Below are 22,591 nucleotides of genomic sequence, written 5' to 3' on the forward strand. Positions count from 1 at the left end.
GCGACCACGTTCAAGGCCGAGCTGAAGAAGGCCGGCGTGATCTTCATGCCGATCTCGGAGGCGATCCGCGAGCATCCTGAATTGGTGCAGAAGTATCTCGGCTCGGTGGTTCCGACCTCGGACAATTTCTACGCGACGCTGAACTCGGCGGTGTTCTCCGACGGGTCGTTCGTCTACGTGCCGCCGGGCGTGCGCTGTCCGATGGAGCTGTCGACCTATTTCCGCATCAACGAGCGCAACACCGGCCAGTTCGAGCGCACGCTGATCATCGCCGACAAGGGCTCCTACGTCTCCTATCTCGAAGGCTGCACCGCGCCGCAGCGCGACGAGAACCAGCTGCACGCGGCCGTGGTCGAACTCGTCGCGCATGACGATGCCGAGATCAAATATTCGACGGTCCAGAACTGGTACCCCGGCAATTCGGAAGGCAAGGGCGGCATCTACAATTTCGTCACCAAGCGTGGTGACTGCCGCGGCAACAATTCCAAGATCTCCTGGACCCAGGTCGAAACGGGTTCGGCGATCACCTGGAAGTATCCGAGCTGCATCCTGCGCGGCGACAATTCGCGCGGTGAGTTCTACTCGATCGCGATCTCGAACGGCTTCCAGCAGGTCGATTCGGGCACCAAGATGATCCATCTCGGCAAGAACACCTCGAGCCGGATCATCTCCAAGGGAATCGCGGCCGGCAAGTCGCAGAACACCTATCGCGGTCTCGTCACCGCGCACCGGAAAGCGACCGGCGCGCGCAATTTCACCGCCTGCGATTCCCTGCTGATCGGCGACAAATGCGGCGCGCACACCGTGCCGTATATCGAGGCCAAGAACTCGTCCGCGACGTTCGAGCACGAGGCGACGACCTCGAAAATCTCCGAGGACGTGCTGTTCTACTGCATCCAGCGCGGCCTCAGCCAGGAAGAAGCCGTCGGCCTCGTCGTCAACGGTTTCGTCAAGGACGTGCTTCAGCAACTGCCGATGGAATTCGCGGTGGAAGCACAGAAGCTGATCTCGATCTCGCTTGAAGGGTCGGTCGGCTAATCGCCGGCCCTCGCGGTGCGCTACGGCGCTCCATGCATCATTTGAATGGACTGGACACCAAGATGGCTTTGCTTGAAGTGAAGGATTTGAAGGTTCGTGTCGAGGAGCGTGAGATCCTCCACGGGCTGACGCTGACCGTGAACGAGGGCGAGGTTCACGCGATCATGGGGCCGAACGGCTCCGGCAAATCGACGCTCTCCCACGTCATCGCCGGCAAGCCCGGCTATGAGGTCACCGACGGCCAGATCCTGTTCAAGGGCGAGGACCTGCTGGAGATGGACCCCAACGAGCGCGCCGCGAAGGGCGTGTTCCTGGCGTTCCAGTATCCGGTCGAGATTCCCGGCGTCGCCACCATGACCTTCCTGCGCACCGCACTGAACGCGCAGCGCAAGGCGCGCGGCGAGAGCGAATATTCGACCCCGGACTTCCTGAGGAAGGTCCGCGAGGTCTCGAAGTCGCTGAACATCCCGCAGGACATGCTCAAGCGCGGCGTCAATGTCGGCTTCTCCGGCGGCGAGAAGAAGCGCAACGAGGTGCTGCAGATGGCGCTGTTCGAGCCGAGCCTGTGCATCCTCGACGAGATGGATTCGGGCCTCGACATCGACGCGCTGCGCATTGCGGCCGACGGCGTCAACGCGCTGCGCTCGCCCAAGCGCGCTATGGTCGTCATCACCCATTATCAGCGGCTGCTGAACTACATCGTGCCCGACGTCGTGCACGTGATGTCGAAGGGCCGTGTCGTGAAGAGCGGCGGCAAGGAATTGGCGTTGGAGCTGGAAGCGTCCGGTTACGCCCAGTTCGAGGATGCCGCGTAAGGAATTTTGCGATGAACGTTGCTGTGGCAAAGACCGGAAACGGCCGTGCGGTGAGCGATCTCTTCGCCAGCGCCGAAGGCCGTCTGCCGGGTTCGCCTTCTGTGATCGCGGTACGCCGCGAGGCGTTCGAGACCTATGAGCGTCTCGGCCTGCCGCATCGCCGGATCGAGGAATGGAAATACACCGACCTGCGTGCGCTGGTCGGCGAGGTGCTGCCGCTAGCGGCCAGCCCCGATGCGGCCGCGTTGAAGCGTGCAGCTGACGCGATAAAGGCGCATGCAATCGCAGGCGCCCGCAAGCTGGTGCTGGTCGACGGCGTGTTCGTAGCCGATCTCTCCGACGTCAAGGCGCTTGCCTCCGAGGCGGGCCTCAGGACGTTGCGGGAAGCGCTGGAGAAGGACGCAGGTCTCCTGGAGGCCGCGGCCACCGATGCCGTGATCGCACTGAATGCGGCGCTGGCAACCGACGGCGTCGTATTGTCGATCGCCGACGGCGCGCAGCTGTCCGCGCCGATCCAGATCATCCACATCGCGACCGCTTCGTCCGCGTCGGCTTTCAGCCGTTCGCAGATCGCGGTCGGGAACGGCGCTCGCGCCACTATCATCGAGAGCTTTGTGGCGGCCGGTGCCAAGGCCTACCAGGTCAACGACGCCGTCATCGTCTCGGTCGGCGACAATGCCGACGTCGCGCATATCCGCCTGTTGGACGATGCGCCCGACGCGGTGAACGTGACCTCGCAATTCGTCACGGTCGGCGCGAACACGAAACTCAATTTCTTCAACATGACGACTGGCGCTGCCGTCAGCCGCCTCCAGGGCTTCATCACGCTGGCAGGCGAGGGCAGCGATCTCTCCATCAACGGCGTGAACCTGCTCCAGAAGACCGAGCACGGCGACACCACGCTGGTGGTCGATCATGCCGTGCCGAACTGCGTCAGCCGCGAGGTCTTCCGCGCCGTGATCGACGATCGCGCCCATTCGGTGTTCCAGGGCCGTATCATCGTCCGTCCCGATGCGCAGAAGACCGACGGCAAGATGATGACCCGGGCGCTGCTGCTTTCGGACGAAGCCGAGGCCGACAACAAGCCCGAGCTCGAGATCTTCGCCGATGACGTCTCCTGCGGCCACGGCGCCACTGCCGGCGCGCTCGACGACAGCCTGCTGTTCTATCTGAAGGCGCGCGGTCTGCCGGAGAAGCAGGCCCAGGCGCTGCTGATCCAGGCTTTCGTGGGCGAAGCGATCGAGCAGATCGCCGATGACGGTTTGCGCGAGCACGTGATCGGTATCGCCGAGCGCTGGCTGGAGCGGCGCCAATGAGCATGCATCCCGCAGTCAAGAACGGTGCCTACGACGTCGCACGCGTGCGCCAGGATTTTCCGGCGCTCGCCATGCAGGTCTACGGCAAGCCGCTGGTCTATCTCGACAACGCCGCCTCGGCGCAGAAGCCGAGCGCCGTGCTCGACCGCATGACGCAGGCCTATACGTCCGAATACGCCAACGTGCATCGCGGCCTGCATTACCTCGCCAATGCCGCCACCGAGGCCTATGAGGGCGGTCGCAGCAAGGTTGCGCAGTTCATCAACGCGCAGCGGACCGAAGAGGTCATCTTCACCCGCAACGCGACGGAGGCGATCAATCTGGTCGCGTCGTCCTGGGGCGAGCCGAACGTTGGGGAAGGCGACGAGATCGTCATCTCGATCATGGAGCACCACTCCAACATCGTGCCGTGGCATTTCCTCAGGGAACGCCATGGCGCCGTGATCAAGTGGGCGCCGGTTGACGACGAGGGTAACTTCCTCATCGACGAGTTCGAGAAGCTGCTGACCGCGAAGACCAAGCTGGTCGCGATCACGCAGATGTCGAACGCGCTCGGCACCATTGTCCCGATCAAGGACGTTGTGAAGATCGCGCATGCGCGCGGCATTCCCGTGCTGGTCGACGGCAGCCAGGGGGCGGTGCATCTGCCTGTCGACGTCCAGGATCTCGGCTGCGATTTCTACGTCTTTACCGGCCACAAGGTCTACGGGCCGACCGGCATCGGCATCCTCTGGGCCAAGTACGACCACCTCGTCGCGATGCGGCCCTATAACGGCGGCGGCGAGATGATCCGCGAGGTCTCGCGCGACATCGTCACCTATGGCGATCCCCCGCACAAGTTCGAGGCGGGCACGCCCGCGATCGTCGAGGCCGTGGGCCTTGGCGCGGCCATCGACTACGTCAATTCGATCGGCAAGGAGCGCATCGCCGCCTACGAGCACGATCTCACCACCTATGCCCAGGACCGGCTGCGCGAGATCAACTCGCTGCGGCTGATCGGCACCGCCCGGGGCAAGGGCCCGGTGATCTCCTTTGAACTCAAGGGCGCCCACGCCCACGACGTCGCCACCGTGATCGACCGCCAGGGCATCGCCGTGCGCGCCGGCACCCATTGCGTGATGCCGCTTTTAGAGCGGTTCAACGTGACTGCCACCTGCCGGGCGTCGTTCGGCATGTATAATACGCGGGAAGAAGTCGATCATCTGGCACAGGCGCTGTTGAAGGCGCGGGATTTGTTCGCATGAGTGACACGGCCGAAATCAAAGCCAATCCGATGGAGACCCAGTCGGCGCTGCCGCCTGAGGAGACCGAGCGTCTCACCACCGAGATCATCGCGGGCCTCAAGACCGTGTTCGATCCGGAGATCCCGGCCGACATCTACGAGCTCGGCCTGATCTACAAGGTCGAGATCAAGGACGATCGCTCGGTCGACGTCCAGATGACGCTGACGACGCCGAACTGCCCGGCCGCCGGCGAGCTGCCGACCATGGTCGAGAACGCGGTCGCCAGCGTCCCCGGCGTCGGCGTGGTCGACGTCAAGGTTGTCTGGGAGCCGCCGTGGTCGCCGGAACGCATGAGCGACGAGGCCCGCCTCGTGCTCAACATGTGGTGACAGTCTCAGCTCGGATTGAATTCGCTTCGCAACGGACCACATGGATAACATGACCCAGGCAACACCAGCTTCGACACCAAAGCCCCGGCGGCCGCGCCCGCAGGTGATGCGGCTGACGGATGCCGCGGCCCAGCGCATCAGCGAGCTGACCCAACGCGCCGATTCCGAGATCGTGGGTCTGCGCGTCGGCGTGAAGAACGGCGGCTGCGCCGGTCAGTCCTACACTGTCGAATACGCCCATGATGTCCGCCCGACCGACGAGGTCGTCGAGGACAAGGGCGTCAAGATCCTGGTCGATCCCAAGGCCGTGCTGTTCCTGCTCGGTACCGAGATGGACTACAAGGCCGACAAGATGCAGGCCCAGTTCGTCTTCAACAACCCCAACCAGGTCTCCGCCTGCGGCTGCGGCGAGTCGGTCGAGCTGCGGCCCGCGAAGATCGACGGGTAAGCCGCTGTCGTCCCGCGAACGCGGGGACCCATACCGCGTGATCTGGCGATGACGCTCGGTATCAGTACCAAGCTTTCCTGGCTGGTAGTCTTCGCTAAACTGCTCCCTGTGGTTATGGGTCCCCGCGTTCGCGGGGACGACCTTGGGGAGACAGCTTGGCTATGGACCGCGAATTCCTGATCGACCTGTTCGCCGATTTCGGCCCCGTCGCCATCCGAAAGATGTTCTCCGGCTACGGCATCTCCGCCGACGGCATCAACTTCGCGCTCGCCTTGCGCGCGGGCCTGTTCTTCCGTGCCGACGAGGTCACCATCCCGGACTTTGAAGCGGAAGGCTCGAAGCCGTTCCAGTATTCGACCCGCGCCAAGACCGTGCTGGTGAATTCCTATTGGGAATTGCCGGCGCGCCTGTTCGACGATTCCGAGGAGCTTGCGCAATGGGCGAGGGCAGCGCTTGCCGCCGCCCAGCGCGCCAAGGTGAAGAAGCGGCCGAAGGGGAAGAAGGCGGCGGCGAAGAAGGTCGTGAAGAGGCCGCCGGCGAAGAAACAAGCAACCAAGAAGGCGGTACGTAGGGTGGGCAAAGCGAAGCGTGCCCACCGTTAGGTTCAGTCCACCGCCTTGGTCAGTCCGACCCTCATATCCTTGGCCATGAAGACGCAGGTGCCGTCGGCAAGCACGCGACCGTCGGCAATTCCGAGCACCAGCTTGCCGCGGCGGACCATGCGCATGGCGACCTCGTAGCGCACGCAGCCCGTGCCGGGCGTGATCGATCCCGTGACGTCGACCTCGCCGACGCCGATGGCGCGGCCCTTGCCCGGTGAGCCCGACCAGCCGAGCCAGTAGCCGATCATCTGCCACATCGCATCCAGGCCGAGACTTCCCGGCATCATTGCGTCACCACGATAGTGGCAGTCGAAGAACCAGTGGCCGGGGACAATATCGAGCTCGCCGACGATGTGGCCCTTGCCGAACGCGCCGCCGTCCAGGCTGATCTCGGTGATGCGATCCATCATGAGCATCGGAGGGGCCGGCAATTGCGCGTTGCCCGGGCCGAAATAGCCGCCGTCGCTCGATCTCAGCAGTTCGTCCCTGGTGTAGGACGGTTGCGGTGTGTGAAAGTCATGGGGATTGGGCAAGACGACAAATCCTCTCGACGCTCGCAGTCGGGCGGCGGGGAAGATGTCGTTCGGCGGGTTGGAATGTCAAGCGCCGGCCGTCTCTTCGGCGCACTGCTTCGGCGTCAGGCCACCCGGCTGTGCGACTCGATCGCGAACTCCGGATCGGCCTCGCAGATCACGCGGTTGCGGCCGTTGCGCTTGGCGGCATAGAGGCAGGCATCCGCACGTTCGATCAGCGCGTCGGGGTCGTCGCCCTGCTTGAGCATGGAGACGCCGACGGAGATGGTGACGCGGCCGAGTATCTCGCCGGTCGATTTCTTCTTCAATTCCTTCGCCATCACGGCGCGGCGGATGTGATCTGCAACGGTGAGGGCTTGGCGCAGCGCCGTGTTGGGCAGCAGGACCGCGAATTCCTCGCCGCCATAGCGCGCGGTGATGTCCTGTCCCTTGATGGTCTGCTTCATGGACAGGCCGACCAGCCGCAACACCTGGTCGCCGGTGAGATGGCCGTAGGAATCGTTGAACGATTTGAAATGATCGATGTCGAACAGCAGCAGCGACAGCGGCTCGCCCGAGGCGAGCGCGCTCTGCACGGCCATGCCGATCATGCGATCGAAATATTTGCGATTGCCCAATCCCGTCAGCGGATCGGTCAGGCTCTCGGCGCGGATCGCCTCCAGGCTCTGCTGGAGATTGCTGATCTCGTTCTTGGACAGGGTCAGCCGGTCTTCCAGCGCCTTGTTGGTCTCGCGCATCTCGCTGGTCGAACGCAGCAGCGTCTCGACGATCGACTTGATCTGGTCGCGGTTCTTGGCCGCCGACAGTCGCTCGGTCGCGCCCGACAGGCTGGCATCGTAGGAGCCGGTCATCCCGAGCGCCTCGCTCAGCACCGTCATCACGTCGTCGATCTCGCCGATGACGCGCGCGCCGACCTTGTCGATGCGGTCGGTGGTCTTGATGTGGGAAAGATAGGTCTCGTAGATCTGCTCGAGATCGCCTTCGGTCAGCTTGCCGTGGCGCGCAAGCGTCTCGTTGATGATCTTGTTGAGCGGTGCGTTATAGCCGGTGGCGTAGACGTACCAGATCTCGTAATTGCGGGGAATTGCGGTCTGTCGAAGCGAACGGATCTGACCGAGAGCAACTTCGGCGAACGCCATCGTGCGTTCGTGTTCGTCGAGCACCTTGACCACTGAACATACCCCACAGCGGTCGGTGCGCCATCGACCGCAGCAATGCTTTAAATTATGTTCGTAGGCTAACGGACGATCATGAACGCTCTGTAAACAGAGGTTCGCGAATGCATCAGAAAAAGTGTGAGGCGGCGCTTTTCAACCGAAGCTGAATCGCGCCGGCGCGTCAGGCGCCGGCGGGAGAACGCACTGGCCGGAGCAGAAACGCCGGAAGGTGCGAGTGATCGCCGGGCTCGGTATCGGCCTCGCGCTGGCGGCGCGGCTCGGGGCGGCCGATCGACGGCACATGCGACGCACTGGCCTGCTGGCGCGAGCCATGACGCGGTTCGGATGACGGCCTGGCTTCACGCGGAGGCCTTGGCTCGCGTGCGGGCCTCGCCTCGGGCGCGGGCCGTGCTTCGGCCGAAGGCCTTGGTTCGGAAGCGTGTCTTGTCTCGCCACGCGGTTCGCGCGGCTCGTGGCTGCGCTCACGGTCGCGACCGCCGCGCTGCGGCTTGGCGCGTCCGCCGCGCGAACGCTCGCGGCCGCGCTGCTCGCGCGGGCGCTCGGTCGCATCGCCAGCTTCAGCGTGGATCTCGTAATCGCCCTCGGCGCGCGGAATGTTCTGGCCGATCAGCTTCTCGATCGCCACCATCGACTTCTGGTCGAGCGGCGTCACGATCGAGATCGCGGTACCGGTGCGGCCAGCACGGCCGGTGCGGCCGACGCGATGGACGTAGTCGTCCGGATGATGGGGGACGTCGAAATTGAAGACGTGGCTGACCTCGGGAATGTCGAGGCCGCGGGCGGCGACGTCGGATGCGACCAGCAGCGGCAGCTCACCCTTGCGGAATTGTTCGAGCGCCGCCATGCGGGCCGGCTGGTCCATGTCGCCGTGCAAGGCGCCGACGCTGAAGCCGTGCTTCTGGAGCGATTTATGAACGATCGCGACCTCGCGCTTGCGATTACAGAAGATGATCGCGTTCTTGAGATCCTTGGCCTCGCGCAGCAGGCGGCGAAGCAATTCGCGCTTCTCATGCGCCTCGCGCCCCGCGGGCACCTGTGACTGCGTGACTGTCACGGCGGTGGTGGCGGGCTTGGAGACCTCGACCTTCTGCGGATTATGCAGGAAGGTTTCGGTGATACGCCGGATTTCCGGCGGCATGGTCGCGGTGAAGAACAGGGTCTGCCGTGTGAACGGGACCAGCTTGCAGACGCGCTCGATGTCGGGAATGAAGCCCATGTCCAGCATGCGGTCGGCTTCGTCGATGACGAGCAGCTCGACGCCGGTGAGCAGGAGGCCGCCGCGCTCGGTGTGGTCGAGCAGGCGGCCGGGGGTTGCGATCAGCACGTCGACGCCGCGCGTCAGCTTGGCATCCTGGTCGCCGAAGGAGACGCCGCCGATCAGCAGGGCGACGTTGAGCTTCTGGCCGGCGCCGTAGCGGTCGAAGTTTTCCTTCACCTGCGCCGCGAGCTCGCGGGTCGGCTCCAGGATCAGCGTGCGCGGCATGCGCGCGCGGGCGCGACCCTTTTCGAGGATGGTGAGCATCGGCAGCACGAAGGCCGCGGTCTTGCCGGTGCCGGTCTGGGCGATGCCGAGCACATCCTTGCGTGCGAGGACGTGGGGGATCGCCTGTTCCTGAATGGGGGTGGGGGTGGTGTAACCGGTGGCCGCCACTGCGGCGAGGACTTTTTCGGACAGTCCGAGATTTGAAAAGGACATTGAGCCTCTGGTCGAAACCGCCGTTCGGAATCGAGGGTAATTAAGGCTGTCGCGTTCCACCCCGAAACGGCGCGCTCTCAAAGAAGCTGGGGGTGCTGACTCACGCGAACAAAGCGCAAGGCTCAAGAATCGGTCTTCGATCTGAGCCGCGTCGCCCCGGAACATAGGCGGGAATCGGCCAAAGTCAATGGAGCGGGCGCGGGAAGACCCTAAAAAACCTGAGGTTTTTGCCCAAATAGCGGGCCCGGTTGGGCTTTTCCGCTTCCACCGTTAACCGGGCGATAGCGGCCGGAGGGACGGCTAACGCCCTTCCGGGCCCTGCGCCCGGAAATCGCCGGGGGCCATTCCGTAGGCGGCGTTGAAGACCCGGTAATAGGTCGCCAGGCTCTCGAAGCCGCAGGAGGTCGCGATGTCGGCGATCAGCCGGTCCGGCGCCTCGCGCATCAGGCGGCGGCTCTGTTTCAGGCGTTCATCGGTCACGGTCTGCGAAAAGCTCTTCGCTGCGGTTTCGAACAGCATGTGCAGGTGACGCACGGACACGCCGAGCTGGTCGGCCACCATCGCCGGCGCCAGATCGGGGTCCTGCAGGTGGCGCGCGATCAGGCGACGCGACTGCGAGAGCCGGGCGGTCCGCAGCGCGGCCTGCCCACGGCGGCTGCCGGGCCGCACGATGCCGCGCTCGATCAGGGCCAGATGGGCCAAGGCCTGGACGAGCGAGGCCTGATCCAGGGAGGCTTGATCCAAGGAGGCCTGGGCGACTGAGGTCGCATCAGTGGCACCGTCATCACCCGCGGCGGCCTCATCGAGGTCGGCGAAGCAGGCGCCGAGCAGGGGCGCCAGGCCGGGATCGCCGAACGTCCGGGGCGCAAGCTCGCGCATGCGCCTGTCCTGCGTGGAGAGGCTGCTCACGGGGATCTTCAGGATGCGCAGGTGGAAGCCGCCTGCGCCGAGCGGCGCGGTACGATAGGGCTGGTCGGTATGGCTGGTGGCAAAGCTGCCGTTGGCGATCGCAAAGTCGCTCGCGCGCATGCCGCCGAACCAGCCGCCGCTGCCGAGCTGCTGGTAGACGCAGATGCTGTCGCCGGGCGCGTAGGCGATGTCGGAGTTGCTGCGCTCGACCGTGTAGTGCGAGGCCTTCAGCTCGACGAGGCCACCGCCGCCGAGCTGGCGCAGCGAGAATTCGCCGTAGAAGTCCGCACGGCGTTCGCGCTCGAGTTCAGCGGTGACGCCGAACAGGCCCTTGGACCGGACCTCGCGCCAATAGTCGAACCGGTCATGCGACTCGACCTCGTCAGTACACCATCGATACACGGCAGCCCCCGCTTGCAGCGCAACTGCCCTAGAAAAAAGCAGATTCCGGAGGAATCTGCCATAGTGCTGATGACGGAACCCGAGGGCTATCGGTGTTGAACCGTCGACATGGCTGGACCGACTATCATCAACGGCAGAGGGTTCCCATGAATCGCTGCTCGAGGGGGTCCCGGCGGAGCGCCGTTCTACAACGGGAATTTTACGATGACGCGTCGGCTTTTCAGAATTCTGGCGGCCCTTGGCCTTGCGGCGAGCCTGAGCGGCTTTGCGCTGCCTGCACAAGCCGAGAAGCGCGTTGCGCTCGTCGTCGGCAACAACGACTACAGGAACGTCCCCAAGCTCCTCAAGGCGGTCAACGACGCCCGCACCATGGGCGATACGCTGAAGCAGCTCGGCTTCTCGGTGATGGTCGCCGAGAACCAGAGCCGGCAGCAATTCTCCGAGACGCTGCTCGCGTTCGACAGGGCGATCGAGCCCGGCGACACCGCATTCTTCTTCTACGCCGGCCACGGCTTCGAGATCGCGGGGCAGAACTACCTGCTGCCGACTGACGTGCCGGCGGCGACCGAAGGGCAGGAAGAGCTGGTGCGCGACGCTTCCATCCTGGCCGACCGCATCGTCGAGCGCCTTCAGAACAAGAAGGCGCGCACGTCGATCCTGGTGTTCGACGCCTGCCGCAACAACCCGTTCGAGCGCAAAGGCACCCGCGCGGTCGCCGGCGGCGGCGGCCTCGCGCCGATGGTGCAGCTGCCCGAAGGCGTGTTCTCGGTGTTCTCCGCAGGTCCCCGCCAGACCGCACTCGATCGTCTCTCCAACGACGACGCCAATCCCAATTCGGTGTTCACGCGCACCTTCGCCAAGGAGCTTCTCCAGCCCGGCGAGAACCTGGTGCAGGTGGCGCAGCGCACCCGCCGTCTCGTCAGCGAGACGGCCGACACCGTCAAGCACCGGCAGGTGCCGGTCTATTTCGACCAGATGGTCGACGACGTCTTCCTGAGCGGCGTTGCCAAGGACGCGACGGCCGCTGCGCGCCCGGCCGATCCGGCGCCGCAGAAGCTTGCGGCTCTCCCGCCGGTGTCGGTACCGCGCGTGCCGAAGGAGGAAACCACCAACGCGCCGATCGCCAGCTTCTCGCGGCACAATGGCGGCTGGAGCGTGGTGTTCTCCTTCGCCGACCCGACGCTCAGCATTTCCTGGCGCATGGCCGGCAATGGCGATTTCCGCGAGACCGGCTTCATCGACACGCTCGATCCGCGCACGCGCAAGCGGATGCCGAACCCGTCGATCGAATTGCCGCCGGATGCGCAGGCCGGCACCATCGAGGTCCGCTATGTCGATCAATCCGGCGACATGCAGGGGCCATTCCCGATCAGGTTCGATCCCGAGGCCGCGCTGATCCGCGACCAGCGCAAGATCCTCGACATGACCGCGACGAGCTGGCTGTCGTTCCGCGAGTTCAACGGGCTGCTCGTCTACTACACGCACCTCGTGTCCTACCGCTGCGCCATCCGCGAGGTGCGTATCGGCATCGACACCGCCGTTCCGAACCAGGTGTTGAAGATGCCGGGCTGCGACATGCGCGATCCCAGCGCGATCAGCGCCGGCATGCCGCTCTACATGAAGCTTGCCCCGGCTACGCAGTTCGTCTCGGTGGAACTGACCTATCGCGACGGCAGCGTGTCCGAAATCAAGAGTTTTCGGGCCGCGAACCGCAGCAACAACTGATCACGGGAGCCTCGGCGCCTCTAGAGCGCTGCCAGAACATGACTGATCCTTAGTCACACCCGAACGGTACCGAATTTGGCTTCGGGGTTACCCGAACCGTTGCTACGATGGCCCGAACCTCCCGGACGACAACTCACATCGCGGCCGCAATGACATCTGACCAGCCACCGGACCGAACGACGAAAGTGCGGTGTTGCATCGTCGGCGGCGGGCCGGCCGGCATGATGCTCGGCTATCTCCTGGGACGCGCCGGCATCGACGTCGTGGTGCTGGAGAAGCACGCGGATTTCTTCCGCGACTTTCGCGGCGACACCGTGCATCCTTCGACGCTCCAGGTGATGGACGAGCTCGGCCTGATCGATGGGTTCCTGAAGTTGCCGCACCAGCGCCTGCAGACGATGGACGGCCTGTTCGGCGGCACACCGGTGCGGATCGCCGATCTCCGCCGGCTTCACACCAAATACCCGTTCATCGCCTTCATGCCGCAATGGGACTTCCTGAATTTCCTGCGCGAGGCCGGCCAGCGCTTCGCCTCGCTCAAGGTGATGATGAATACGGAAGCCGTCGATCTGATCCGCCGCGGCGAGACCGTTGCCGGCGTGCGCGCGATGACGCCGGAGGGGCCGATCGACATCGAAGCCGATCTCACCATTGCCTGCGACGGCCGGCATTCGACGGTGCGCGAGCGTGCGGGGCTCCACGTCGAGGAGATCGGCGCGCCGATGGACGTGCTGTGGTTCCGCGTCGGCCGCAAGGCGGACGAGACCGAGAACCTGTTTGCGCGCGTCGAGCCCGGAAAGATGATGGTCACGTTCGACCGCGGCGACTATTGGCAGTGCGCCTATGTCATCGCGAAGGGACAATACGAGGCGGTGAAGGCGAGGGGATTGCAGGCGCTGCTCGACGACGTCGTGCGCATGGCGCCGATCCTTCGATCCGGCATTGCCGATGTGAAGAGCTTTGACGACGTCAAGCTGCTCACCGTCGCGATCAACCGCCTGGCGCGCTGGACCCGGCCGGGCCTGCTTTGCATCGGCGATGCCGCGCATGCGATGTCTCCGGTCGGCGGCGTCGGCGTCAATCTCGCCGTGCAGGATGCAGTCGCGACCGCCAATCTGCTGGCCGACAAGCTTCGGCAGGGCTGCCCTTCCGATGACGAGCTCGATGCCGTGCGGCGCAGGCGCGAGTTTCCGGTGAGGATGACGCAACGCATGCAGGTGATCGTGCAGAACAACATCATCAGCGGCGCCCTGCAGGGCGGCGATCGGCCGCTGAAGGTGCCGCTGGTCGTGCGCCTGATCACTGCGCTGCCCTGGCTCCAGGGCATTCCGGCGCGCCTGATTGCGCTCGGCGTGCGGCCCGAGCACGTGCGGTCGAACGCCGCACCGGCATCGTAGTGCAGGAGGTCGGTAGGGATAACGCGGCGTTAAATCGCGTGCCGCGCGTTGCGTGCGTGCAACAGCGCAGACGGATTCACGGCGCGCGGCTTGGCAATCCGGCATCTTAACTTTCTTGATTCAAATTTGAGTAAGACCTGCGTGTGACCGTGCACCCATCAAAGGACACGGGGTGTACCATGCGTAACAAATTGATTGCCGCCTTCGCCTGCACGACCGCTCTGGTTTCGACCGGCGCTGCTTCCGCTGCTGACCTCGGTGCGCGCTACACGAAGGCGCCCGCCTATGCGGAGCCGCTGTTCAACTGGACCGGTTTCTATGTCGGCGGCCATATCGGCGGTGCATGGACCAACGAGCAGTTCATCAACAACGGCACCGGGGCGCCGTTCGGCGATCTCTCGCCCGGCGAGGGCTTTCGTCAGCGCAAGTCGGGCATCATGGGCGGCGCCCAGATCGGCTACAACTGGCAGGCCAACAACTACGTGTTCGGCATGGAGGGCACGATCTCCGGCCTCGACAACAAGGGCTCGATCACGAACACCGTGTTTGGCGCCGGCCTCGACGATCAGTTCAGCTGGCGCGCAAACGTGCTCGCGACGGTCGTCGGTCGTGCCGGCTTTGCCGTGCAGAACAATTTGTTCTACATCAAGGGCGGCTATGCTGGCGTGAACAACCGTCTCTCGGTGGTCGACAACGTTCCGAATCCGGCGACCGGTTCGGGCGGTCAGACCCACTGGGCCAACGGCTGGACCGTCGGCGCCGGCTGGGAATACGGCATCACCCGCAATTGGATCGTCGGCCTCGAGTACAATTACGCGGCCTTCGGCAGCCAGACCTATCAGCTCGGCGGCACCTCGGGTAACTACACCTTCGATGCCAAGCCGCGCGACATCCAGTGGGCCGTCGTGCGCGCGAGCTACAAGTTCGACGCGCCGGTCATCGGCCGCTACTGAGCAACGAACGACCAATCAGCAAAAAAAGACGATCACTGCCAAATTCAAAAGCCCCGGCATCGCCGGGGCTTCTTTTTTGCGTGCAAGTTTTCTTGGGTACAAGACGGCTTCAGGCCATCACGGAGAATCCACCGTCGACGGGGATCGCGGTGCCCGTGACGAAGTTCGAGGCGGGCGAGGCGAGGAACACGGCGATGCCGGCGAAGTCGTCGATATCGCCCCAGCGACCCGCGGGCGTGCGTGCCAGCACGCGCTCGTGCAGTCCCGAGACCTGCTGCCGCGCACCGCGGGTGAGGTCGGTGTCGATCCAGCCCGGCAGGATGGCGTTGACCTGGATGTTGTCGGGCGCCCACGCATTGGCGCACGCGCGCGTGTACTGGACGATGCCGCCCTTGCTGGCCGCATAGGCTGTGGCGAAGCTCGCGCCGAAGATCGACATCATCGAGCCGATATTGATCACCTTGCCGTTGCCCGACGCCTTCAGCGCCGGATAGGCCAGCTTCGAGCACACGAAGGCGCTGGTGAGGTTGGTGTCGATCACCTTGTTCCACTCGTCGAGCTCGAGCTCGTGCGGCGGCTTGCGGATGCTCATGCCGGCATTGTTGATGAGGATGTCGATACGGCCGAGTTCCTTGACGACGCGGTCGATCATGGCCGCGACCGCCGCCTTGTCGGTGACGTCGGTGGTGACGGCAATCGCCTTCACGCCGCGCTCTCTGAGATCGGCAACGGCAGCGGCCGATTTGGTTTCGTTACGTCCGACCACGGCGATATCGGCGCCGGCATCGGCGAGTCCGTGGGCGAGGCCAAGACCGATGCCGCCATTGCCCCCTGTGACGATCGCGACTTTGCCGCGGAGATCGAACCGGTTGGATGTCATATTTGTATTCCCTGGTTTCTTCTATTGGTTGCTCTGCCAGATCAGGACCAGTCCGAAGCCGGCCATGGCTACGCCGTAGCCGGCCCATTGCAACTGGTTGACCATGAAGCTCGACCGCGGCCAGGCGACGGTGCCCGTTCCCTGTCCGATCCAGAGCAGCCCGACGGCGAGGGCAAACAGGCCTGCGATCAGCAGAAATCTGCGCATGCATTCCTCCCCGTTGGTTTGCTTCTGTCGTGGCCCACGGCATCAACGATCGCCGCTTGTCACGAAAACTTCCCGCCAGACTAGCCGTAGCTTCGGTTTGGATACAATGGCTGCGGATGCAGGGTCGCTGGGAGGATCCATGTCCGTGCGGAAGATGATCCTGGGCGGGGATCGAGAACCGGCTTGAAGAGCGTACCGATCCCTGAAGGCGAGCGTGAGCCGCCGACAGTCCGGCAACGAAAAAGCCCCGGACGATGCCGGGGCCTTGACGTCTCTGGACTTGTCTCAGGAGTTGGGTCGCTTCAGTTGAAGCGGTAGACCAGCGACGTGCTGATGGTCTGGACCCAGGGCTTGAAGGTAATTGCGGTGCCCGTCAAACCCACCGCCGGCGCGCCGAAGTTATTGCCCGGAGCAAACGTCGTGGGCCGGGAAATGCGGTCATAGTAAGCCGAACGGTATTCGGTTTTCATGAACCAGCCGGGCGCAGCAATTCCGAAAATGTCGAGGTTGTTCTCGACGCCACCGCCAACGAAAAAGCCATTGCGGTGGAAGGAGCCAGTGGTCGTCTGCGTCGCGGTACTGGCGCCCGGTCCCACACCCAGAAACGTCTGAGACGTGCCGGACCATTCCGAACCCGAGTAACCGGCGTTGACGTAGGACAGGACATTGGGCGCAACGAGATAGCCTAACCGTGCGCCGGCCGCGTAGCTGGTGCGAAGCTTTTCGCGGCCTTCGGTTTGCCAGAAGGCGGGGTCGCTCAGCGAGCCACTGATGTCACCGAACTGTCCGTCAGCAAACACGCCGGCCACCCAGCGGCCGTTGAATTGCCAATCGTAACCGGCGCCGACGGTTCCAAACCAACCGCTGCCACCCAGGCGCGTATCGCGGGTCAGAGCGGTGCCGGCAGGCCCGAAGGCACCGAACCCTCCAGCAACACCGGTGCTCTGGATGTTGCTGTCAGCGGACCACAGACCGCCGCCGCCACCGCCGAAGATGTAGAAGCCGGTCCAGCTATGGACGGGCGCGGGCGCCTGAGCCTTCACATAGGGGCGGGCCCCAAGGTCGGCCGCCGAGGCCGAACCGGTCATCGCCGCCATTGCCGTCAGCGCGAGCAAAAACTTCTTCATGATAAAACCCCCAACCTTGGTCTGTTCGGCGCGAGCGCGCTGAACTTCGAGTCATCGGATGACCAAGCTATAGGCGGTTCCAGCCAAAAAGCTGTTGCCGGTCAGGTACATATGAACTGGGAACGCAGAGCTTCAGACGACGCCTCCGGACTGGCACGACCCGCTGGGGCGCGGCGCACCGCCGCTCTCGACGTATCGAGCCTTGAGCTCCGCAAAAACAGGAAGCCGCAAACGAAAAAGCCCCGGACAATGCCGGGGCTTTGACGTCTGAATTTTAGTTCAGATCAGATCAGTACTTCGCGACGACCGGACCGGTCCAGTTGAAGCGGTAGACCAGCGAGGTCGAGATCGTCTGGTTCCAGCTGTTGGCGCGGATGTCGCGGCCAACCAGCGCGTTGCTGACGTCGAACAGTTCGTTCGAGGTCTTGGCGTTGTAGAAGGCCGAACGATACTCGGTCTTCATGAACCAGCCGGGCGAAGAGATGCCGAAGAAGTTCAGGCTGTTCTCGACGCCGCCACCAACGAACCAGCCGTTGCGGTTGTAGCTGTTGAGGTGGATACCGGCGGGCACGCCGGCCAGCGTCAGGAAGTTGGTCTGACCGAAGTGAGCGCCGGAGTAGCCGCCGTTGACGTAGGTGAGAACGTTCGGAGCAACCAGCCAGCCGAGGCGCACACCGGCGGCCCAGGAGTCTTCCAGCTTCTGGTTGCCGGTGATGCCAGCAATCGGATCCTGGATGGTGGCGCGGATGCTGCCGAACTGACCGTCAGCGAACACGCCGGCGACCCAGGTGCTGTTGAACTGCCAGTCGTAGCCGAGACCGACGGTGCCGAACCAGCCCGAACCGCCCTGACGCTGATCGATCGTCAGCGGAACCGCACCGACAGTGGTCTGGACGCGCTGGTCAGCGTTCGAGAGGCCGCCACCGCCACCGCCGAAGATGTAGAAGCCGGTCCAGTTGGCGACGGGCGCAGCAAGCGGGGCCTTCACGTAGGGACGGGCAGCCAGATCGGCCGCCGACGCCGAACCGGTCATCGCGGCAACCGCGGTCAGTGCGAGCAAAATCTTCTTCATGTTAAAATCCCCAACCTTTGGTCTGTCCGGCAGGCGCGAGCGCACTGAAGTCCGATTGATCTGATGCCCGGACTATAGCCGCTTTCCGCCGAAATGCTGTTGCCTGACAGGCACAGTCGCCGGGAAACGCCGCTCGGCAGGGATTCCGGGCGTGATCGCCGAAATCAAAAATAACTATATCATTACAATATGTTGCGCCATTTTCAGAAGATCGAATTCAGGTAACTTCTCGTTAGCAAATCCGGCTCTGTCCGAAACGGTAACAATCCTGCCTCAGCCTTGGCGTTGGTGAGTCGTTGGCCGAGTCGTTCCGCCTCAAGATGAGTCGGGCAGCGGACGCGGCCTAGTCGGGCGCCTCCGCGAGCAGCCGCAACCAAAAAGCCCCGGCCGTGGCCGGGGCTTTTTGCGTGACGTCAGAAGACTGCCTCAGACGTCCAGCAGCTCCTCGCTCGCAAACTCCGCCTTGTCCGAGATGAACGCGAAGCGCGCCTCGGCCTTGGTGCCCATCAGGCGCTCCACTGAATCCGCCGTGGTGTCGCGGTCGTCGGCGAGCAGGACCACCTTGAGCAGCGTCCGCTTGCGCGGATCCATGGTGGTTTCCTTGAGTTGCGCCGGCATCATCTCGCCGAGGCCTTTGAAGCGGTTCACTTCGACCTTGGCGTTGGCGTTGAACTCGCTCTTGAGCAGCGTCTCCTTGTGCTTGTCGTCGCGCGCGTAGACGGACTTCGAGCCATGGGTCAGCTTGTACAGCGGCGGCACCGCGAGGAAGAGGTGGCCCTCGTCGATCAGCCGCGGCATCTGCCGGTAGAAGAAGGTGATCAGGAGCGAGGCGATGTGGGCGCCGTCGACGTCGGCGTCGGTCATGATGATGATGCGCTGATAGCGCAGATCCTCTTCGCGATATTGCAAAAGCTGGCCGCAGCCGATCGCCTGCACGAGGTCGGAGAGCTGTGCGTTCGCCGTCAGCTTGTCCTTGCCGGCCGAGGCGACGTTGAGGATCTTGCCGCGTAGCGGCAGCACCGCTTGCGTCTTGCGATCACGGGCCTGCTTGGCGCTGCCGCCGGCCGAGTCACCCTCGACGATGAAGAGCTCGGAGCCCTCGGTGCCGGCATCGGTGCAATCGGCGAGCTTGCCGGGCAGGCGCAGCTTCTTGCCGGCGGTCTTGCGTGCCGTTTCCTTTTCCTGGCGACGCCGCAGCCGCTCCTCGGCGCGGTCGATCACGAAGTCGAGCAGCCGGTTGGCCATGTTCGGATTGCCCGACAGCCAGTGGTCGAACGGATCCTTCATCGCCTGTTCGACGATGCGCTGCGCTTCAGCGGTGGCGAGACGATCCTTGGTCTGGCCCTGGAATTCAGGCTCGCGCACGAACACCGACAGCATCACGGCCGCGCCCACCATCACGTCTTCCGACGTAATGGATGACGCGCGCTTGCCCTGACCGACGCGCTCGGCGTGATCCTTCAGGCCGCGCAGCAGCGCGCTGCGCAGGCCGGATTCGTGCGTGCCGCCATCGGGCGTCGGCACGGTGTTGGTGTAGGACGACAGGAAGCCGTCGGCATCCGCGGTCCAGGCGACAGCCCATTCGCAGGCGCCATGCGCGCCGTTGCGGCCCGATTTGCCCGAGAAGATGTCGGGATGCACCAGCGTGTCGGCGTGGATCGCAGCGGCGAGGTAATCCTTGAGGCCGCCGGGGAAGTGGAACGTCGCTTCCGCCGGCACGTCCTCGACGCCCTTCAAGAGCTCGGGTGCGCAGTTCCAGCGGATCTCGACGCCGCCGAACAGATAGGCCTTCGAGCGCGTCATCTTGAACAGGCGCTGCGGCTTGAACGCGGCCTTGGCGCCGAAGATGTCGGTGTCGGGCTTGAAGCGCACGCGCGTGCCGCGGCGGTTGTTGATCTTGCCGAGATCCTCGAGCTTGCCCTTCGGGTGCCCGCGCTCGAACGTCATGCGGTAGAGTTTCTGGCTGCGCGCGACCTCGACCTCGAGCAGCGAGGAGAGGGCGTTCACCACGGAGATGCCGACACCGTGCAGACCGCCGGACGTCTCGTAGACCTTGCTGTCGAACTTGCCGCCCGAATGCAGCGTGCACATGATGACTTCGAGCGCCGACTTCTTCGGAAACTTCGGATGCGGATCGATCGGGATGCCGCGGCCGTTGTCGGTGACGGTCAGGAACCCATCGGCGCTGAGCTCGACTCCGATGAAGGTCGCGTGCCCGGCCAGCGCCTCGTCCATCGAGTTGTCGATGACTTCGGCGAAGAGGTGATGCAGCGCCTTCTCATCGGTGCCGCCGATATACATGCCGGGCCGGCGGCGCACCGGTTCCAGGCCTTCGAGCACCTCGATATCGGCCGCAGTGTAGTCGGCTTCGCCGCCGGTCCCGCGCGAAGGCGCCTTGGCAGGCGCGCGCGACTTCGGCTCATCGCCGCCGAAAAAATCGTCTTTTGCTTTTGGCTTCAACTGCTTGGACATATATCTTGATACACTTTGAGGGCCGCGCTGGCGGCGAATCGGTTAGGCCGACTATGCCACGGCTGGCCTGCAAAGGTCATCGCAGGTCCGCCGGGCGGGTGTGGGTGGGAGCCAATCCCGGCGATTTTACGCCGCAGGCCCACCAATTCCCGGCAATTTGACACCTGGGCCCGGCTCAGGCCCGGCTTTGTGACTTGATGTCACACAAGTCCTTGGCTTACCAGTCCTTTTATCTGACAGGACCGTGACGGGGCGGGGAAGGCAATCTGGAATGGAGCAGTACGCGCACGCACTGGCCGATTTCGTGCGTGCTCACCAGGCCTGGGCGGCTCCGATCGTGTTCCTGCTCGCCTTCGGGGAGTCGCTGGCCTTCATCTCGCTGCTGATCCCGGCTTGGGGGGCGCTGGTTGCGATCGGCGCGCTGATCGGAGCGAGCGGCATCAGCTTCTATCCGGTCTGGATCGCCGGCGGCATCGGTGCTGCACTCGGCGACTGGGTCTCCTACTGGTTCGGCTATCGCTACAAGGAGCAGGTCGCGCAGATGTGGCCGCTCTCGCGCTACCCGGAACTGCTGCCCAGGGGCGAAGCCTTCGTGCGGAGCTGGGGCGTGCCCAGCATCTTCATCGGCCGCTTCTTTGGCCCCTTGCGCGCCTCGGTGCCGCTCGCAGCCGGCATTTTCGAGATGCCCTATTGGAGTTTTCAGGCCGCCAATTTCGTCTCGGCGCTGGTCTGGTCCGCGGCGCTGCTGCTGTTCGGCGACGTGATCGCGACGATCATGGAATGGATCTGGCGCCTGATCTGACCGGGCAGCTCGGTCGCCCGGTCAGCGCATATGGCAGAGCCTAAAGCGAAGCGTTCCAGATCGACGGAATCCAGCGATAGCCCGAACCATCCTTCTCCTTCTCGACGCGGACGAGACCGGGGAAGGCGGCATGGAAGGCCTGGATCGGCATCTTCTCGGCAATCGCCATGTCGTAGAGCCTCCGCCGCGTCTCTTGCGCCAGCGGCTTGTCGACGTCGGAGGCGATGTTCCATTCAGGGTGCTTCACGAACAGGAACGCTGCGCCGGCGGTGATGTCGACCTGCACAAGTACCTTTTCCGCGCCGGACGCAACGATGAAGGAGTTGTGTCCCGGCGTGTGGCCCGGGCTCGCCACCGAGGTGATTCCGGGCGCGACTTCCTTGCCGGACTCGTACTGCGTGACCTTGCGGCCGAGCGCATCGAACACGCGGCGGATGTTCTTGAAGTTGGCTTTGAGGATCGGATTGCCGGTCCCCTTGCTCATCTCGCCGTCATCCATCCAGAACTTCCATTCCACCGCCGGCACCATGATCTCGGCGTTGGGGAAGGCCGGCTTGTTCTCGGCCGCGAGCAGGCCGTTGATGTGGTCGCCGTGGAAGTGCGAGATGATGACGGTGTCGACTGCCGCGCGGTCGATGCTGGCCGCCGCAAGGTTATTGTGGAACTGGCCGACCTTGCCTTTGGTCTGTGTGAACTGGTCGGGCCCGAGACCGGTATCGATCAGCACGAGCTTCGGCCCGGTGTTGACGACGACCGGATTGAAGGTGTGGGTGACCTTGTCGGTCGGCAGATGGTTCTCGGCGAAGATCTTGCTGATGTCGTCCTTGCTGGCGCCGGCCGCGTAATTGTCCGTCAGGTTGACGGTGGCGACGCCGTCGCAGACCACCGTGATCTGGTGGGTGCCGACATTGTAGCGGTAGAAGCTCGCATTCTGGTTCGCGGCCGGCGGCGCGGCGGCGCTTGCGGGCGAGGTCTTCACGAAGGGCAGGAGCGCCGAGGCGGCGGCGCCGGCCAGCGTTGCGCGACGGGTGATCTCGGTCATAGCGATGTCCTGGGGCTGGGTTGCGAACGAAAGGCACGGACCGGCGGGGTTGTGGCGCGCCGGTCTTTGTCGGGAACCCCCATGCTTATGGGAAATTCCGCTGCGACCCGATGACACCAGTGCGGCATCGTGCCGTCACCCGTGCGGCAGCCGTCACGCCCCATCGATTTGGACTTGACCCTGGAACCCGCCGGCCTTATAGCCGCGCGCCATGATCAACGCCGCGACCATCCTGTTCGCCCGTCGCCGCCGCCGCTCTTTAGCGGTTTGGGCGGTCGATCGCGTTTGAGATCATCGTCTTTGCCGCTGGATCCGATCCGCGGCATTCTCTCTCCTGTCAGCGCGATCTGATCCGGCGGCCCCCC

21 protein-coding genes are annotated in these 22,591 nt (G+C 64.2%); 11 read left to right on the forward strand and 10 right to left on the reverse strand.

What is annotated here, in order from left to right; translation table 11 throughout:
* From sufB to AC5ZFO_RS24750, 7 genes are all read left to right on the forward strand, one after another.
* Nucleotides 1-1,038: Fe-S cluster assembly protein SufB (gene sufB, locus AC5ZFO_RS24720; RefSeq protein ID WP_496122749.1), on the forward strand; the 1,038-nt coding region annotated here is incomplete at its 5' end.
* Between the two features lie 62 nt (nucleotides 1,039-1,100).
* Entirely contained in the window at nucleotides 1,101-1,853 is a 753-nt protein-coding gene (sufC, locus tag AC5ZFO_RS24725; RefSeq protein ID WP_212483961.1) for a Fe-S cluster assembly ATPase SufC, read from the forward strand.
* Nucleotides 1,854-1,864: 11 nt separating this feature from the next.
* The gene (gene sufD / locus AC5ZFO_RS24730; RefSeq protein ID WP_282519459.1) at nucleotides 1,865-3,169 is read left to right on the forward strand and encodes a Fe-S cluster assembly protein SufD; all 1,305 of its coding nucleotides are present in this window, start codon (nucleotides 1,865-1,867) and stop codon (nucleotides 3,167-3,169) included.
* Complete coding sequence (locus AC5ZFO_RS24735; protein ID WP_282519458.1) at nucleotides 3,166-4,413, forward strand: cysteine desulfurase; 1,248 nt, start codon at nucleotides 3,166-3,168, stop codon at nucleotides 4,411-4,413. The genes sufD and AC5ZFO_RS24735 overlap by 4 nt, the downstream gene beginning before the upstream one ends.
* Nucleotides 4,410-4,781, forward strand: a complete 372-nt coding sequence (locus AC5ZFO_RS24740; RefSeq protein ID WP_008558582.1) for an SUF system Fe-S cluster assembly protein — start codon at nucleotides 4,410-4,412, stop codon at nucleotides 4,779-4,781. The genes AC5ZFO_RS24735 and AC5ZFO_RS24740 overlap by 4 nt, the downstream gene beginning before the upstream one ends.
* Nucleotides 4,782-4,821: 40 nt before the next feature.
* Complete coding sequence (locus AC5ZFO_RS24745; RefSeq protein WP_404979717.1) at nucleotides 4,822-5,229, forward strand: HesB/IscA family protein; 408 nt, start codon at nucleotides 4,822-4,824, stop codon at nucleotides 5,227-5,229.
* A gap of 161 nt (nucleotides 5,230-5,390) precedes the next feature.
* A complete protein-coding gene (locus tag AC5ZFO_RS24750; RefSeq protein ID WP_282519593.1) occupies nucleotides 5,391-5,831 on the forward strand; it encodes a TfoX/Sxy family protein in 441 nt (146 codons plus the stop codon).
* Nucleotides 5,832-5,833: 2 nt separating this feature from the next.
* Here the strand turns inward: AC5ZFO_RS24750 and fabA are convergent, their stop codons facing one another.
* The 4 genes from fabA to AC5ZFO_RS24770 form a co-directional block, all read right to left on the reverse strand.
* Complete coding sequence (fabA, locus tag AC5ZFO_RS24755; protein WP_282519457.1) at nucleotides 5,834-6,364, reverse strand: bifunctional 3-hydroxydecanoyl-ACP dehydratase/trans-2-decenoyl-ACP isomerase; 531 nt, start codon at nucleotides 6,362-6,364, stop codon at nucleotides 5,834-5,836.
* Nucleotides 6,365-6,468: 104 nt separating this feature from the next.
* Nucleotides 6,469-7,536, reverse strand: coding sequence for a GGDEF domain-containing protein (locus AC5ZFO_RS24760; protein WP_282519456.1), 1,068 nt, complete (start codon nucleotides 7,534-7,536; stop codon nucleotides 6,469-6,471).
* A gap of 166 nt (nucleotides 7,537-7,702) precedes the next feature.
* Complete coding sequence (locus AC5ZFO_RS24765) at nucleotides 7,703-9,238, reverse strand: DEAD/DEAH box helicase (protein WP_282519455.1); 1,536 nt, start codon at nucleotides 9,236-9,238, stop codon at nucleotides 7,703-7,705.
* 300 nt (nucleotides 9,239-9,538) lie between these two features.
* A complete protein-coding gene (locus tag AC5ZFO_RS24770) occupies nucleotides 9,539-10,549 on the reverse strand; it encodes a helix-turn-helix transcriptional regulator (protein WP_282519454.1) in 1,011 nt (336 codons plus the stop codon).
* Nucleotides 10,550-10,753: 204 nt separating this feature from the next.
* On the opposite strand from AC5ZFO_RS24770, the gene AC5ZFO_RS24775 reads away from it, so the two are divergent.
* The 3 genes from AC5ZFO_RS24775 to AC5ZFO_RS24785 all read left to right on the forward strand — a co-directional run bounded on the left by AC5ZFO_RS24775 (nucleotide 10,754) and on the right by AC5ZFO_RS24785 (nucleotide 14,624).
* Nucleotides 10,754-12,274 (forward strand): caspase family protein, encoded by a 1,521-nt coding sequence (locus tag AC5ZFO_RS24775; RefSeq protein ID WP_496122750.1) that lies wholly within the window; start codon nucleotides 10,754-10,756, stop codon nucleotides 12,272-12,274.
* A 149-nt stretch (nucleotides 12,275-12,423) separates the two neighbouring features.
* Complete coding sequence (locus AC5ZFO_RS24780; protein WP_282519452.1) at nucleotides 12,424-13,671, forward strand: FAD-dependent oxidoreductase; 1,248 nt, start codon at nucleotides 12,424-12,426, stop codon at nucleotides 13,669-13,671.
* Between the two features lie 179 nt (nucleotides 13,672-13,850).
* Complete coding sequence (locus AC5ZFO_RS24785) at nucleotides 13,851-14,624, forward strand: outer membrane protein (RefSeq protein ID WP_282519451.1); 774 nt, start codon at nucleotides 13,851-13,853, stop codon at nucleotides 14,622-14,624.
* A gap of 109 nt (nucleotides 14,625-14,733) precedes the next feature.
* Here AC5ZFO_RS24785 and AC5ZFO_RS24790 read toward each other — a convergent pair whose 3' ends face one another.
* The 5 genes from AC5ZFO_RS24790 to parE all read right to left on the reverse strand — a co-directional run bounded on the left by AC5ZFO_RS24790 (nucleotide 14,734) and on the right by parE (nucleotide 20,382).
* Nucleotides 14,734-15,504 (reverse strand): SDR family NAD(P)-dependent oxidoreductase, encoded by a 771-nt coding sequence (locus tag AC5ZFO_RS24790; protein ID WP_496122751.1) that lies wholly within the window; start codon nucleotides 15,502-15,504, stop codon nucleotides 14,734-14,736.
* 21 nt (nucleotides 15,505-15,525) lie between these two features.
* The gene (locus tag AC5ZFO_RS24795; RefSeq protein ID WP_248883202.1) at nucleotides 15,526-15,711 is read right to left on the reverse strand and encodes a hypothetical protein; all 186 of its coding nucleotides are present in this window, start codon (nucleotides 15,709-15,711) and stop codon (nucleotides 15,526-15,528) included.
* A gap of 302 nt (nucleotides 15,712-16,013) precedes the next feature.
* Nucleotides 16,014-16,838, reverse strand: coding sequence for an outer membrane protein (locus AC5ZFO_RS24800; RefSeq protein ID WP_282519449.1), 825 nt, complete (start codon nucleotides 16,836-16,838; stop codon nucleotides 16,014-16,016).
* 289 nt (nucleotides 16,839-17,127) lie between these two features.
* Nucleotides 17,128-17,910 carry an outer membrane protein gene (locus tag AC5ZFO_RS24805; protein WP_282519448.1) on the reverse strand — a complete coding sequence of 261 codons (783 nt, stop codon included), beginning with the start codon at nucleotides 17,908-17,910 and terminating at the stop codon, nucleotides 17,128-17,130.
* A gap of 426 nt (nucleotides 17,911-18,336) precedes the next feature.
* Nucleotides 18,337-20,382 carry a DNA topoisomerase IV subunit B gene (parE, locus tag AC5ZFO_RS24810; protein WP_282519447.1) on the reverse strand — a complete coding sequence of 682 codons (2,046 nt, stop codon included), beginning with the start codon at nucleotides 20,380-20,382 and terminating at the stop codon, nucleotides 18,337-18,339.
* Nucleotides 20,383-20,653: 271 nt separating this feature from the next.
* Between parE and AC5ZFO_RS24815 the strand changes: the two genes are divergently transcribed.
* Nucleotides 20,654-21,184 carry a DedA family protein gene (locus AC5ZFO_RS24815; RefSeq protein ID WP_282519446.1) on the forward strand — a complete coding sequence of 177 codons (531 nt, stop codon included), beginning with the start codon at nucleotides 20,654-20,656 and terminating at the stop codon, nucleotides 21,182-21,184.
* Nucleotides 21,185-21,224: 40 nt separating this feature from the next.
* Here the strand turns inward: AC5ZFO_RS24815 and AC5ZFO_RS24820 are convergent, their stop codons facing one another.
* Nucleotides 21,225-22,226 carry an MBL fold metallo-hydrolase gene (locus AC5ZFO_RS24820; protein ID WP_496122752.1) on the reverse strand — a complete coding sequence of 334 codons (1,002 nt, stop codon included), beginning with the start codon at nucleotides 22,224-22,226 and terminating at the stop codon, nucleotides 21,225-21,227.
* Nucleotides 22,227-22,591: the final 365 nt, after the last annotated feature.

The sequence above is a fragment of the Bradyrhizobium sp. Unk1 genome (assembly GCF_059512345.1).

What these genes read in the sequence shown, in the direction of transcription:
- AC5ZFO_RS24740 (WP_008558582.1), top strand. Translation starts at nt 4,410, where the DNA reads ATGAGTGACACGGCCGAAATCAAAGCCAATCCGATGGAGACCCAGTCG.
- AC5ZFO_RS24765 (WP_282519455.1), bottom strand. Translation starts at nt 9,238, where the DNA reads ATGTCCTTTTCAAATCTCGGACTGTCCGAAAAAGTCCTCGCCGCAGTG.
- AC5ZFO_RS24790 (WP_496122751.1), bottom strand. Translation starts at nt 15,504, where the DNA reads ATGACATCCAACCGGTTCGATCTCCGCGGCAAAGTCGCGATCGTCACA.
- parE (WP_282519447.1), bottom strand. Translation starts at nt 20,382, where the DNA reads ATGTCCAAGCAGTTGAAGCCAAAAGCAAAAGACGATTTTTTCGGCGGC.
- AC5ZFO_RS24820 (WP_496122752.1), bottom strand. Translation starts at nt 22,226, where the DNA reads ATGACCGAGATCACCCGTCGCGCAACGCTGGCCGGCGCCGCCGCCTCG.
- AC5ZFO_RS24750 (WP_282519593.1), top strand. Translation starts at nt 5,391, where the DNA reads ATGGACCGCGAATTCCTGATCGACCTGTTCGCCGATTTCGGCCCCGTC.
- AC5ZFO_RS24775 (WP_496122750.1), top strand. Translation starts at nt 10,754, where the DNA reads ATGACGCGTCGGCTTTTCAGAATTCTGGCGGCCCTTGGCCTTGCGGCG.
- AC5ZFO_RS24805 (WP_282519448.1), bottom strand. Translation starts at nt 17,910, where the DNA reads ATGAAGAAGATTTTGCTCGCACTGACCGCGGTTGCCGCGATGACCGGT.
- AC5ZFO_RS24780 (WP_282519452.1), top strand. Translation starts at nt 12,424, where the DNA reads ATGACATCTGACCAGCCACCGGACCGAACGACGAAAGTGCGGTGTTGC.
- AC5ZFO_RS24800 (WP_282519449.1), bottom strand. Translation starts at nt 16,838, where the DNA reads ATGAAGAAGTTTTTGCTCGCGCTGACGGCAATGGCGGCGATGACCGGT.
- AC5ZFO_RS24745 (WP_404979717.1), top strand. Translation starts at nt 4,822, where the DNA reads ATGGATAACATGACCCAGGCAACACCAGCTTCGACACCAAAGCCCCGG.
- AC5ZFO_RS24815 (WP_282519446.1), top strand. Translation starts at nt 20,654, where the DNA reads ATGGAGCAGTACGCGCACGCACTGGCCGATTTCGTGCGTGCTCACCAG.
- sufD (WP_282519459.1), top strand. Translation starts at nt 1,865, where the DNA reads ATGAACGTTGCTGTGGCAAAGACCGGAAACGGCCGTGCGGTGAGCGAT.
- AC5ZFO_RS24735 (WP_282519458.1), top strand. Translation starts at nt 3,166, where the DNA reads ATGAGCATGCATCCCGCAGTCAAGAACGGTGCCTACGACGTCGCACGC.
- AC5ZFO_RS24785 (WP_282519451.1), top strand. Translation starts at nt 13,851, where the DNA reads ATGCGTAACAAATTGATTGCCGCCTTCGCCTGCACGACCGCTCTGGTT.
- sufC (WP_212483961.1), top strand. Translation starts at nt 1,101, where the DNA reads ATGGCTTTGCTTGAAGTGAAGGATTTGAAGGTTCGTGTCGAGGAGCGT.
- AC5ZFO_RS24795 (WP_248883202.1), bottom strand. Translation starts at nt 15,711, where the DNA reads ATGCGCAGATTTCTGCTGATCGCAGGCCTGTTTGCCCTCGCCGTCGGG.